Annotated in this window: 9 protein-coding genes, 1 pseudogene and 1 CRISPR repeat array; of the genes and pseudogenes, 9 read left to right on the top strand and 1 reads right to left on the bottom strand. The window is 44.7% G+C overall.

Annotated elements, in window-relative coordinates; translation table 11 throughout:
• Positions 1–540: 540 nt before the first annotated feature.
• Positions 541–842: direct repeats of the CRISPR family, unit length 32 nt; unit sequence ATTTCAATCCACGCTCCCGCGTGGGGAGCGAC.
• A 346-nt stretch (positions 843–1,188) separates the two neighbouring features.
• From GI364_RS21080 to GI364_RS21065, 4 genes are all read left to right on the top strand, one after another.
• On the top strand, positions 1,189–2,046 hold the full coding sequence (locus GI364_RS21080; protein WP_198851145.1) for a GNAT family N-acetyltransferase: 858 nt from the start codon (positions 1,189–1,191) through the stop codon (positions 2,044–2,046).
• A gap of 292 nt (positions 2,047–2,338) precedes the next feature.
• The gene (locus GI364_RS21075; protein ID WP_198851144.1) at positions 2,339–3,973 is read left to right on the top strand and encodes a VPA1262 family N-terminal domain-containing protein; all 1,635 of its coding nucleotides are present in this window, start codon (positions 2,339–2,341) and stop codon (positions 3,971–3,973) included.
• Positions 3,966–4,571, top strand: a complete 606-nt coding sequence (locus GI364_RS21070; RefSeq protein WP_198851143.1) for a hypothetical protein — start codon at positions 3,966–3,968, stop codon at positions 4,569–4,571. The genes GI364_RS21075 and GI364_RS21070 overlap by 8 nt, the downstream gene beginning before the upstream one ends.
• Positions 4,561–6,528 (top strand): hypothetical protein, encoded by a 1,968-nt coding sequence (locus tag GI364_RS21065; RefSeq protein ID WP_198851142.1) that lies wholly within the window; start codon positions 4,561–4,563, stop codon positions 6,526–6,528. Before GI364_RS21070 ends, GI364_RS21065 begins: the two co-directional genes overlap by 11 nt.
• Positions 6,529–7,386: 858 nt before the next feature.
• Here GI364_RS21065 and GI364_RS21060 read toward each other — a convergent pair.
• Positions 7,387–7,875 (bottom strand): hypothetical protein, encoded by a 489-nt coding sequence (locus GI364_RS21060; protein ID WP_198851141.1) that lies wholly within the window; start codon positions 7,873–7,875, stop codon positions 7,387–7,389.
• 1,130 nt (positions 7,876–9,005) lie between these two features.
• Here GI364_RS21060 and GI364_RS21055 point away from each other — a divergent pair.
• The 5 genes and pseudogenes from GI364_RS21055 to GI364_RS25505 form a co-directional block, all read left to right on the top strand.
• Entirely contained in the window at positions 9,006–9,806 is an 801-nt protein-coding gene (locus tag GI364_RS21055) for a hypothetical protein (RefSeq protein ID WP_198851140.1), read from the top strand.
• 5 nt (positions 9,807–9,811) lie between these two features.
• Positions 9,812–10,684, top strand: a complete 873-nt coding sequence (locus GI364_RS21050) for a TniB family NTP-binding protein (protein ID WP_198851139.1) — start codon at positions 9,812–9,814, stop codon at positions 10,682–10,684.
• 53 nt (positions 10,685–10,737) lie between these two features.
• Positions 10,738–11,241: a hypothetical protein gene (locus GI364_RS21045; RefSeq protein ID WP_198851138.1), complete on the top strand. Its 504-nt coding sequence runs from the start codon at positions 10,738–10,740 to the stop codon at positions 11,239–11,241.
• 101 nt (positions 11,242–11,342) lie between these two features.
• A complete protein-coding gene (locus GI364_RS21040) occupies positions 11,343–13,136 on the top strand; it encodes a TniQ family protein (protein ID WP_198851137.1) in 1,794 nt (597 codons plus the stop codon).
• Positions 13,137–13,184: 48 nt separating this feature from the next.
• Positions 13,185–13,583: pseudogene (locus GI364_RS25505) on the top strand (TniQ family protein); the annotation flags it as partial.
• Positions 13,584–13,616: the final 33 nt, after the last annotated feature.

The raw sequence follows: 13,616 nt of genomic DNA, 5'->3' as shown, positions 1-13,616 counted from the left end.
TAGTGGCTGATTTGTGCCGTTTGTAATTATAACCCACATTTGTGATTTCGCATAATTATTGAGATTTTTCGCAAATAAGGTGAGACGTTTTCGCGGAATTAGTGAGACAAATGAATTTAGATACAGAAAAATGCATAAGAAGAACAATGGTTTGTGACCCTAGGTACATCCTCAGTACTTAGGGTTCTTCTATGTGCATGAAAGCACACTATGGTTGCTGCAACTTACCGTAAAACACTGTATTGTTACATCAAGATTCTATCTGTAACACAAAGAAGTAATTATGGTCTCAGGTAATAAAGCAATGCTCTTTCTAGTGAATTTTGTTTAGGGCATTCGTGCACGTAATACATAAGCCAAGTAGTTTATAGTGATTGTCTAGTAAGAAATTTGTAGAAGACTATAGCAAGAAGTTGGTCTATAGGTTCTCTCTTAAGGGAGCAGATCATTGTGCCATGCTGAGACTGTTTTGATGGATACAGACGCTCCCGTGTGGGGAGCGACACGCCGATCCGCCAATTGCTGTACATCCAATCACGAATTTCAATCCACGTTCCCGCGTGGTGAGCGACAGCGGGGGCCGGTGAACAGTATACGAGAGTCCAATTTCAATCCACGCTCCCGCGTGGGGAGCGACGCTTTTAACATGTGGTGCTGGGTTTCTTGCATGTGCTATTTCAATCCACGCTCACGCGTGGGGAGCGACTGGACCAATTCTACACGTAATTATAGAAAATATTCAAATTTCAATCCACGCTCCCGCGTGGGGAGCGACGTCACCCCTATTTAGGGAGGTGTAATCATGAAGGTATTTCAATCCACGCTCCCGCGTGGGTGTGATTTTGCATAATTAGTGAGATGTTTCGCAAATAGGGTGAGACCTTTTCGCAGAGTTAGTGAGACGAATGAATTTAGATACAGAAAAATGTATATGATCACGAACAATAAAGTTGGTAACTCTTTGACCCCATGGTACAATCCTGTGCCCTGGGGTTTCTTTTGTATGACTTAATTGAGTGTCGCGAGTCTCTAGTGAGTACAGGTAGAGATTTTGTGTTTAAATATGGATATTTATTCGTTCGTTCTATAAAATGGAAATGTAGCTAACGGGCAGTTTACCGACAAAGTTGCTATACTTTCTTGTGGATAAATATAGTAAAACTTCTGCTGTAGGAAGGAGTCAGAGCAATGTATCAAGATTTTGCAATCGACATGATAACTAAGGATGACGGTCCTGCTCTTCAGAATTTAGCTCAAAGTGTTGGATGGAACTTTACGACAGGGCATACAAATTTGTTTATTTCCCCTGCTGGTAAGATGTTTGGTTATCGGTTTGAAGGGAACTTAGTTACAAGTGCGGGAATTTACATCTACAATTCTACTCTGGCTTCCTTGGGTGTCGTCATTGTTCATTCGGATTTCCAACGAAAAGGACTTGGAAAAAGTATCGTCAAGCATTGTTTGATTGAAGCCGAACGAGTCGGCGCGCCTGTGATGCTAGTGGCAACGGAACAGGGTTTCCCTCTATATGAATCGATTGGGTTTCAAACAATCGGGAATATACATCGCTTTGAAGTGAATAAGCCTCTTAGACACATGAAGGTTAACGAGTTCTTTGAAGTTAACCATGTTGGAGCAGACGATCTCAATGAGCTTATTGCGCTAGATGAGACGGTATTTGGCGCAAATCGAAGTGAGTTATATACAGTTCTCTTTGCAAATATAGAACGTGGTTATCTCATAAGGAATGCGAAAAACAATGTTATAGGGTTTGGTTTCGGAGTTCGTCGGAACAATGTACTGGTGGTCGGTCCCATAGTAGCTGACTCACAGGATGTCGCACTAGCGCTTGTGGAAAATTTTGTATCGGGTTGGTCTGGCTCAGTACGTATTGATATTCCAAGTCAAAAAGAAGACTTTATGAAAGTCCTATTGACATACGGCTTTGAAGAGAAAATGATATCTCCAGTCATGATTCTGAATGCCCAAGAACTTAGTGGAGAACGTGATCAACTCTATGGAATTGTCGATCCCGTATTTGGTTAGTGTAGTATTTGTTCTTAAACTATTGGGGGCTTTAACGACATAAGAACATGCGCAACATAGTGAATAATAGTGCGTTTTAATGTATGCTTATAGATTTTTGCTGTCGATCCTACTATTCGTCGACAGATGCTGAACTGCTTGAAGCCAGAAGATCGGTTACCAACTTTATTGTTCGTGATCAGTATATATCTGCAACAATCAAGTTCTTACGTAAATCTGTGCTCTGTGCTGATAAATAAGTGCAGGGCAGGTTGAGGCACGTGTCGACAAATCGAGAGAGGGGGCCGTTTGAATGAATAATGATGAATTACTCCAGGGCGAATCAAGGCAGATTCGAACGTTGGATGAAATCGCATTAGAGTACGAACGAACGGAGATCACTTGTGTTTTGCTTTATGATAGACGGCTTGACACGTATACCAACCTGTTTTCGGTATGTGAAATGTGCCCAACGGAACAACAGAAGTCAGATGAAACCACAAGTAAGGATCCAAACGGACGTTCATTTCCTCAAGTAGTGAAACGTTTAGACCCATACAGAAGCATCTTCATACTCCGCCGTTTCGAAGATAGTGGACAGGCTGCCGTTCAATATTTTCGAGGGGAGTCCAATTGCCGCGTGATCAACGATGATCCGCCAGTACAAGTCGTAAGTGCGGGCATTAGCACAATGGATCCACCCAATGAAGTGCCTCTGGTCTTGCCTATGCACAAAAGTAGCGGAATAGCAGGTGTCTTGCCGCATCGATCTGCTGGATTTCGAACTTGTGCGTTCCTTGACACGTCGGGTGCCACACGTCGATTGTTCAGTGACAAAGAGTATCTTGAACTTTCATCGTTCGTAAGTGAAGCCATTGGTGTCGATTTGCAAGGGTATTACGAATTCTTCGGGGCAACGATTTTGTGCTTCACGAATCCGATTTTGAGGCAACTTAAGGAGCGTTTATCCGCAGATGAGAAAAACGTTCTTGTTGAGTTGTATCCACGTCTTGGTAAAACGATCGACGGGCTTAGTGTTGAGTTGGCGGATGAGAGACCGAATGGAAATGGATTTTCTCTAATTTATAGATGCGACAAGGCCAAACAGCTTCTAAGTATCCCATGCTCCCCCTATCGATTGCGGACTAGATTATTCCACGCGACAGGTGAGGTACTGTATGACTTCTCAGGGCACTTTATGAAAAACATGCAAATTAATATGGGGCTGATGGGTCCATCGCGCCGTTTTACTATAAGGAAACAGGATGGAATCGAACAGACATATACGATACCGACCGTACATTACCACAATGTCGGAAGACCCAGCGACAAAGATGCAACACCTGAGGAAATGCTAATCGCTGCCGAAAAACAGCGAGAACTAGATTCATTTGAGGACAATCGTACATTTGTCTATTTTCCACCCGAAGAGTCCTCAATAGATAGAGCAAAACCAATTATCAGAGAACTCTTAAGTCAAGCAAAGAATAAATGTTTTATCTGTGATCCCTATCTATCGGCGTCAGACGTACTTGAGTTTGCCCTATTTGTGAGCAACTCTAATCTAGAAGTTTGTTTAATTAGCTCTGTAGCGTTTCTCATTCAAAAGGTTGACAAAGACTCAGAGACCACACATGGAGAGAAGCTTTATGAAGTATTGGAGGCTATTAAAACTCAGGATCCCACTGCCAGGATTCAATGTCGAGCGCTGAAGGGGAGAGACAAGAGCCCATTGCACGATCGCTTCATTGTAATCGATGAGCAAGTATATATCCTTGGCAGTTCGCTCAATGAGTTTGGAAGCCGAGCCACTACTCTTTTTCGAGTACCAAATCCGCAACCATTAATTCGTCAGGCCAAAAGCTGGTGGTTTCAAGATGAACAAGCAGTTGGATTGACTGACTGGGTTACTAGGCGTCGTATGGAAGGAGGAGAAGAATTTGAGTGACGATTCCAGTGTCTGCCCACCTGTCATTGTGCCACCGATTAGTAATTCAAGTAGCAATCACGTTCAGGCTGGGGGAACTTGGTGCTACGACCATAAAGTAATGTCCGATCCGCCGGACATGTATGCTCAACTACTAGGCATGGCTATAAATAGGGTGTGCATTTGGGACCCCTACATCGACGAGCACGGTTTTCCCGTGTTTGCGTTTGTTCCCGATGGTGTCGAGGTACAATGTCTAACCAGCATGGGATATGACGGTTCCAAAAACTTGAATGATACTAGAGTTGGGAGATTCTTGACGGCTGTTGATGGGCAACGCAATCGGTGGGTGTCTCGCATGACAGTCAGATACTACAATAGCAGACACGACGATTGCGGTAAAAATGCATTTCACGACCGATATCTGTTTGTTGATGACCACGTGTACGTGGTGGGAAATCCTCTTGCTCATCACGCCATTCGGAACGGCTCGACAGCGATTCACAGAATCGAAACCTCGGCGGCTCGAGATTTAATCCGTAGTATGTATACCCGGTACTGGAACCATACGTGGACCGAGCAAGTGTATCCAATAGGAGGTGTCCATTATGCTATATGATCGTGATTGGAGGCTTCATATTGAGGACCCTTCCACTCAAGAACACCGTGCAACCCAAGATGAACAAAAAGCTCGTGCGAAAATAACTTTACGGCATCTCAGTTTTCACTCTCTAATTGATAATTTCTGCAATATCATTATAGAACGAGCGGGCTTGGCACCGCACAAGGAACTTGTGATTGATATTTCCACAGATGACGAGCTATCCGGGGCGGTACGCGAGCTTGAAGCATCTCTGACATGCACCAGCGGTTCACAGGGATTACCCAGTTCGGAGTCACCACTTATGCAAGCCTTGTGTGAATGCATAGGTGAAAGGTTGGCTCTGATCCAGGGATATGGCTTTGCGGAGTGGCGGAGTGTACATTCAGTTATTCATGAATATTGGCCCATATACGAAGAGTGGTTGCGCCACTTGCCCGCAAACGAAGCTTTGAAATACGAAGCAGATATTTTCCAATTCCCATCTCATGGAAATGTTCTTGAGCTTGTTCAAAGGTGGACTCTACATATTGATGAGAGGTATTGGGACGGGTATGTAGAGCAAATGAAATCCTTGGAAACACTGCAGGTTGGCCCTGGGACGTGGTCTGAAATAATGAGAAGTACAACGAACGGTGAATTAATCATGTTAGAGTCTGACGTCGAGTTTCGTGGTAGACTTGCTAAGCAAATTGGACTGACAGTATGGCTCAGGTGGATCTGTAATTTGCCGCTGGCGTCGATGCAATACGCTGCACTTCAGACGTTGGGAGACATTAATACCGCTATCGAGGCCTGTAGGATCGTTCTATCACCTGATTCAGAAATTAACACCTATCTGTATCAAAAAGTCATGTTTATTCAACTGGCGATAGGGATTTTGGAGTCTATTGATGGGCAACTGACCCATCGGTCTTCTGATAAATGGGTTGTAACAGAACGTGATGAGATTTTTAGAAGTACAGTAGAGGTTGAGGCAAATCGCTGGCATGAAGAAGAATTGCCAGCGCATCTAAAATACCTGGCGAAGATTATCGTCGAAACTTCCGATGACGCACGTTTGTGGATCTTATCGGTCATCTTGACTGGGATCTATCAATTTGATTTGCGAAAAGACCAATGCACGGCAAAGTTGAGAGATGAGGTTATCCGCGAGGTTAGTAAGGACAACCACCTTATTCCTGACTTGTTATTTGATACACTTCGTCACTCCAGTAAAGCGGGTTTGCTAAACAGTGCGCGTTTCATTTTTAAAGATACCTTGACTGAGGGCATTGCCATTGAACTTTGCCACAAGGTTTGGAACTCGTTCACGTCTATTATTGGTAATTCTGATTTCCATTGGTCAAACTTGCACGACAGCGAGGACGGGTCGTTGGCGTGGCACGTAGCTGGTGCATTGGCGCATCTACCGGACCCCATCACCGAGTTTGAGGAATCCCTGAAGTGCTTGAATCCAAGGTCGGAAGGATGGAGTTTTAGCATCGATGGGTATTTTGGAAATCAACGGAAGGTGGTGTTCTACCTCATAGTCGGTGCGATGGCAAGTGAGTGGTTGACTAAAGGGGGGGCAGAGCACGTACAGGTTTCCAGGTTGTTGTTCGAATCCGTCTGGAATCACGCTCATCTATGGCTTCGTTGGAATACTAACTACCTCCAGGAGAGTAGTGTATTGGTTGCGGAGCTTTGGGCGCGGATTTCAAGTGTTTTGCCATCACACTCTATTGAACAACGAGCCATTAATGGGCTAGAATCACTTGATGAATTGGAACATGTACTTACGGCTGCTAATGCGTTGGCTTTAAATTATCAAGGGCCAGGCAGGGAGGGGATCTTGCCTGACACTTTGCAAACTCTTGTGCGTAAAATCACTGATCAGCAAATACCTCTCCTTGTTGAGCTAGGCCACGCGAAACCTGAGGTCATCAAATCTTATCAATATATCTCAGAGAAACTTGCGCCTATCCAGGCATGATACGGGTTAGTTCAATGATTGTGAATCATGAAAGATACAAAGTAGAGATATCTTAAGCTATTCGCTTGGTGAAACTAACAAGAGTGGTAGAACACTGCGCTGGCAACACAGTGCTCAGGGGTTCAAACCTTTTGGAGGATCTCAAGAGCCGTACCTCGTAGTTTTGGGGTCTTTGACCTGGTCAACCCTACTGGGGCATCGGAAGGTGCTTACTCTGGAGTCTTCCTTTTTCAGGGGCTTGCTCTTGGAATGATGGTTCGGTTTTATGGGACTCACGCCTCCACAGTTGCCCGCATAGTGTCCAATCCTGAATGTGTTCATGTTGAATGATCATCCTTACCATGGAGTACAGGTCGTGGGCAGGGTTGGAACACCTTGTGCACGTGGGTAAACCAAGCGCCGTTGTCCCACGTGGCTTTCCCTGAGTCAGTTAACAAGGTAATCAATGCTGCTGACTTGATAAAACCACTTCTCGACGGGGTCATCTTCGCGTTCCATTCGCACGATGATCACGAAATCACGGACTGCCTCGAATGTCAGGTGCTAGAAGACGAATTGAAGCGCAGACGCCAGGGTAAACAGTGACGCAGGGCCGCATCTTCTTATAGATTCTGGACCGTATGCAAATTGCGGACACGGATAGTTCTATGTTAACGTCTCGTTTACGGTTTCCCCTCCACTTGCTCCATTTAGACAATCTGCCTACAATTGCGCCACCTTGCCAGAACCAAGGGCTGTCTAGCGTAGACTTCTTCTCTGACAGCCTTAGTAACATTTGCACTTGTGATCAATAGGCCAAAGAGGCACTGAGGATTTGCATTCCGTCGCGCCGAACGCAGTATCGACGATTGTTAGAAACTATAGATAGGCAGTTGCTTTGATGCTAAATCCGTAATCATCCAAGAAATCGCCAACATAGTCCACTACTTCTTCGATGTCCTCTTTGACTGTCAGGGGCACGCTCAGATTAGCAGCGATACAGGTGGTTCCAACAACAAACTCGTCCACGCCCACCATCTGGAATGTAGACTTGGTTTCATTTAAAGCCTTCTGTATCTCGCAGGAGGTCTTCTCATTCAATTCTGTACTGACATAGAAAAGAACTACATCTATAAGTCTCACTTGAACTGACACAGGGGTAAGATTGGCTTGTTCAATCCCCTGCGCTAATTCCTGAACAGTTTCAAGTGATTGTTCTAATTCGCGAAACTTTTCGTTTGTCTTTTCGTCGGCAGCAATTTCTTTCCAAGTAGAAAAAATTGACCCAATAACTGATGGTAACGCAGCGATAGCAAGGTTCCTTGGTAACCGTTCATAGAATGTAATGGTTTTTTGTGATATTTTCATTATTAATACAACCCTTCATTATGGTAGTCTCTTGGTAGCAAAGGTCTGTGCAGGAAAACTTTTGGGGCTGTAGCGAGAGCGTATAGACACTGCTTCTTTGTGAGACCCTACTTCCCGCTATGCAGGCCACCATACGGTCTAAGAATTAAAGACGCCCGCCGAGGCGGCCATCCTTCATTTTAAAGTTTTTGCTTGTGATGGATTCGATTTTCACATAGCAATGCGGGTACTTCGCTGTGACTTCATATAATCTACTTGGCGACATAGCTGAGGACTCGTTCAGGTATGTTCCGCACATCGGAGAGTGTCTAGACCAGATACCAAAGTATACATACCTGAACGGGGGACCCGAGACAGTTGTAGGTCTTTGCGGTTCCGTTGAATGCTTCGATGTCATACTATGTGAATGTAAAGTATGTCCCTAGCGTCCATTCATCAATGTCATGAGGAGTCGCCATATATTTCAATAGCTCTTCTAGTGTTAGCAACTCTCCGAAACGATATACATCTCAAACACGCCTGTGAAAATTTGTGAAATTGGTACCCGTCGAATCATACACAACGTAATTTTGTGTCATCCATAAGAACTCTCGCATCCCTCACTGCGAAAGGGGTAAAATGGTATTCCTATGTTCCCATTTTCCTATCCAAAAATATATCAAACTTATTATTCAATAGTATACAGTAAGCATATTGTGATGGGGCACTCTTTTGGAGTCTGTCCAACCTGATTGTGGACTTATGAGATTCAATAAAAATTCTCAGAGCCACGAATTTACAGACTGCTTTTAATTTGTTTTGGAAATCAGTTCAGGGTTTCGGAGTAGTGATCAATTAAATTAAAGATTGAGGACATTTTAGATGATAGAAGCCGGATCAAAGATAGATTTTCCATACGAGGACAAAAGCAGGGAAGTTCAAAGATTTCATTGTAAGTGACACAGTTCGCGAAGCCGTACAAGAATACTTAAAGAGTCCCGAATACCAATTTAGTGATCACCTATCTATGTCTAGATAATGGGATGGACCTTAAGGGGAGTAATGTAAAAACCCTGGTCAACGAGGTGTTACATGCCGAAATCATGCATCGTCCCGTCAAGACCCCTCATTACGGGAGCGTAATTGAACGGATGTTTGGGACCCTCAACACGGAGTTAATCCACAACCTGCCTGGCACTCGAAAGAGCAGTAAGGAGGATTTGGGAGAGTATGAACCGGAAAAGCATGCTTGTCTAACCCTAGCTGACCTTCGGGAAATATTGACGATTTATTTCACGGATGTCTATCCAAACGAAGTCCATTCTGGGTTACCGCTAGATGTGCCGACCCCACGTTTGCGTTATCAAGAAGGATTGAGAATTGGCGGATATCCGGAATGGATTGCACAGGACGAGCGCGACTACTACAAAATTGAATTCCTGAATACTGAAGAGCGAAAGTATCATGTGGATGGTATCCATCTAGGTACGCGCATCTATCTTCCAACCGAACCGCATCCTGAATTAATCTCTCCAGATTCAAGACACCCATACACATTCACCATCAAATGGGATCCCGATGATATATCTCGAATTTATCTGCATCACCCAACAACGAAGACACATATCGAGTTACGCTGTCACAAACCTTCATACGAAACCGTGGAGGGTATGAATGATTACACATATGACTTGATCCGGGGGCAACTCAAAGAAGCGGGACTCTTAGCTCGGGGTGGAAAGCCTACTGACGAGCAGATTATTAAGGGGCGTGAAATGATTGAAAGAAAGACGCAGCAAGCGATCAAAACCAGAAGAGCTAAGTTGCGAGCAAAAAGGATGGGAGCGGAACTCACCCTGCAACCCAAGCTCCCACAATCCCAGAAGAATGAAGGTTCCTCTATACAACAATTGTTGGCCAAGTCAAAGAAATGGGAACAGTCACAGGAGTGAACGTGATGAGCCATACTCAATTGATAGTCTTCGTAGAGCGGATTAAGTCGCTATATGTGGCACATGAAGGGGTGCAAAACCTATGGCGCAGATTCAGCCAGATGCGGGAGGACAGATCGGGTAAGACTCGGGAAGAAGAGCAACGTAATATCTTCATTACTGGCCCGTCAGGTATTGGAAAATCACAGATCGGCCTTCGTTACTGTCGGCAGTACCCAGCTTACGACAAGGTATTAGAGGATGGGACCAGACAGAAAATCACGCCAGTTGTTTATTGTAAGCTACCATATCCATTTACTGCTCTCGAGTTCTATCAGAAACTCACAAAGGCATTGGGGGGGCGCATTTTTAAACCGAAAGAATATGTACACGTCGCCAAAAGCCGGGTATTGGACCTACTGGTGTTACAGGAAGTTGAATTGCTGATTTTGGACGAAATGGACTTTATCCAAAAATCAAATATGTCCGATGAACGCGGCATGGAGCATTTCAAGGATTTGGCAAACTCAGGGACCTGTCTCGCCTGTGTTGGTACACAGAATATAAGACACTTTCGCACCCTGGACGAGCAGTACCAAGGTCGCTTTGAACCTTATGAGATTCCACCATTTTCTTTAGAAGAATTTTACGGACTGCTAGGGCAAATTGAAAAACAACTTGATCCACCCAACCCTGTAGACCTTGGGAATCCTGAGGTCCCATACGGAGAACTACTACATCACTGGACAAAGGGTACGTTGCGTCCATTGTACAAGATTCTCGTGGAATCCTATCGCATATTAGGGGTGTTTGATGACGTCGACGTGATAGACATGTCAAGTCTCAAGCTGGATACCTCCATATTGGAGGAGGCTGCCGGCAAGATTCTTGGTGAATAGAGTCTTTGTACGCACGATGGTTCCACAATATAAACGTGAAGGAGACATGAAGGATGGCAATTGAAATTCAGATCGATGCTACAAAGTTGGACGTAGAGGTGCACGAGACCGATGGAACGGTGGCAGGTCGACCGTGGATGATCGTTGGGGCAAATCTAGTCACTGGTCATTTAGCATATTGCGCTCTGACTCTGGACGAACCTTCGGGTAAAGCGATTATAGATATGCTGGAATCCTGGTTAAGCTCAGATGGTGACCGTGGCTCGCGCAACCATGTTGTTCATGCGTTAATGGGGATGCCGAACAAGATTAAATTGGACAGATCACTGTGTACGCCTGAACTCCAGCTATATGCAGCAAGGAACCAGATTGAATTGTCGATTTTGTCTCTTAGTAGACAGAAGGGCTGTACAGAACAGATTTTTCATTCCTTTGAGTTCAAACACTTTCCCCCGGGAAGCCCCAAAAGTAGGAATGATGCGCAAAGACTTTCTGTATCATGGCCAGAAGTATTGAATATTTGCCAGAGAATTTGCTATAGGGGAGAGGAATTGTAATAAAGTAAGTTACCTCTTGACGCCATTCAGGGTTTCTTAGTCGTGATTAACCAATGCTCCGCAAGGACATACAGATAGTAAAAGTCCTTGTGGAGGTTAGCATGGAACAACCTGTTGCCCATCGTCCGCAAATTCTCCCAGGCGAGTCACTGACCAGTCTCATTTTCAGAGTCGTTCAGTATAACCGATTCGAGCTACTTGATTTTCTAAACTATATCAGAAGAGACGGACGGAAAACTTTGCAAAGATCTGATATGGCCTTAATGAATGTGACACCCAGGAGCACTCTAAACATGCTTCGCTTGTCTCAGATGCTAGAAATTGAAGTGGCTACGCTGTTAAAGGCGAGTTTCGATCCAATTTTAAGACTGTTTGCACAGGGGTCTGATGCTACCCAACAGTCACGTTTTCTGGCAGGAATGTTCACTAACAAACACCGGTATTGTCCTAGGTGTTTAAAGGAAGCAACGTATCATCGATTGTTTTGGGTGGACAAGAGCTTCACAACATGTCCCAAGCACGAGATATATTTGGTGGAAAGGTGTCCAAGATGTCATGGGTCAATAGATTTAAACGCGGTAGCCATTGGTCAATGCTCCAAATGTGGACACACTCTCACAATGATTGAAGGGACCACGGATTCTAACGAAACTGCGACAATGCGATGGATCGAGCAGTCTTGGTCTACGCTCTTGGAAGTAGCGCCATCAAAGTTCTTAAACGATGAGGAGGTCGCTCAACGCCTTCTGTACCTTGCAAGTGGCAAAAGTGAATACTTCGAGCGACGCACAGTTGATTCTTCCGTGCCAAAATCGTCCATCACTCCGACCTTGTTACAACATGCCAGGAATAGTCTTGCTGAAAAGAGAGCATTGCATTTGGGCCTGCTCATGTCCTTGCTACACGATTTGCATATATCGATGTCAGAGTTCCTTGTTACAGAAGTACCACGCCCGTTCGTGGACAGCTTGACTCAGTCCACCGATCCGCTGGTACAGAGGTTAGCGTGTGTTGCACCGTGGTGTTCGTCTTTCGAAAGACCGGGATCCCTGATGAAGACTGGCACGACTTACAAAGAATACAGTGATGGAACCTCTTCGAAATACTTTATGGCTTGTACAGATTGTGGCTGTGAGTATGCACTTGTAAATGATGGAGAGATACAGGAACGGACGAGCTTCATAGCCGGCTACCATCAAATTATGCCGCTCATTCATTTAGGCATGTCTATCAAGAAAGTGTCTGCCCACCTCAGCCAACCAGTGGACCAAATTCAGCGGGTGGGCGCTTACTTTTCTACAAGATTAGATATCGCGGGGCAAGTTGTCCTGAATGCGAAATTGTTAAGACGTTTCGTGACTGCGGTTGCAGACGGAGAGACGTTGAGGTCCATCCAGCAATGGCCCCAATGGGATAGCTACCAAGCTTATCTTAGGTATCGCTATCATTCGGATGTCATGCGTGCCCTACATATGTACAAGCGGACAAGGGAAAGCAAACGTCAGGATCTTGCCGCTAGACGAAGACAGGTCAGACAGGTTCTAGACAGCCTCGTAAGAGAAGACGTAAATATTACGATAAGAACAGTATGTAAGATGCTCAAGGTTTGTCCAGAAACCATACGAAATTGGAATTGTAACGAATTGATCTTTGAGGCTAAACGCAATCAGGCAGCAGAGCGTTCAGCACATAAGTTGGCGAAGGTTGTACCGAAGGCGGAAGAACTTTTCACTATACATCAGAAAGAGGAAGTTCTGTCTGCGCAACTTTATGAATTTATAGGCGTGGGTCGCACGGTTCTCTGGAGACAAGCGCCGGAGATTACAGCGCACCTTTCTCTCATGTTGAGAGAGCATAATAAACAGGTCAGAGGAAGCGATAATACATCGCCTTGAGGAAACGAGGATGTGAGACTCGTAAATAATTATTTGAGTAGATTACCTATGCCCGTTCAAGATGAAACACTAACGAGTTACATCATGAGAGTGGGAAGCATCAATCGTGTTCTAGCAATTGACCTGTGTTCGTATGTGAATACAAAGTACCAAGTTATGCACTTTAAAGATGCCTCTCAACTTGATATGAATCCATGGCGTGTCTGCGATGTGCAACTATTGGTTGACATTCTTGGCCTACACATTGATGACATGTTTTATATGACATTCGAACCTCTGTTCAGTCAGTTTCGAGACAGAGAAGATGACTCCACCGCTATAACTCGCAGTTTCATGCAAGGGACTGTAACCACCACCACACGTAGATTTTGTCCAATGTGTTTGTACGACGCTACGGCATTTAAACGCATGTGGCAGATAACCGAAATAGAAATTTGTACAGACCACCACATCTATCTGACAAATAAATGTCCGATGTGT

This window comes from Alicyclobacillus sp. SO9, from assembly GCF_016406125.1.
In the GTDB taxonomy this organism is placed as follows: domain Bacteria; phylum Bacillota; class Bacilli; order Alicyclobacillales; family Alicyclobacillaceae; genus SO9.
The sequence above is the reverse complement of the archived record's forward strand: the minus strand, read 5'-3'. Positions and strand labels throughout refer to the sequence as shown.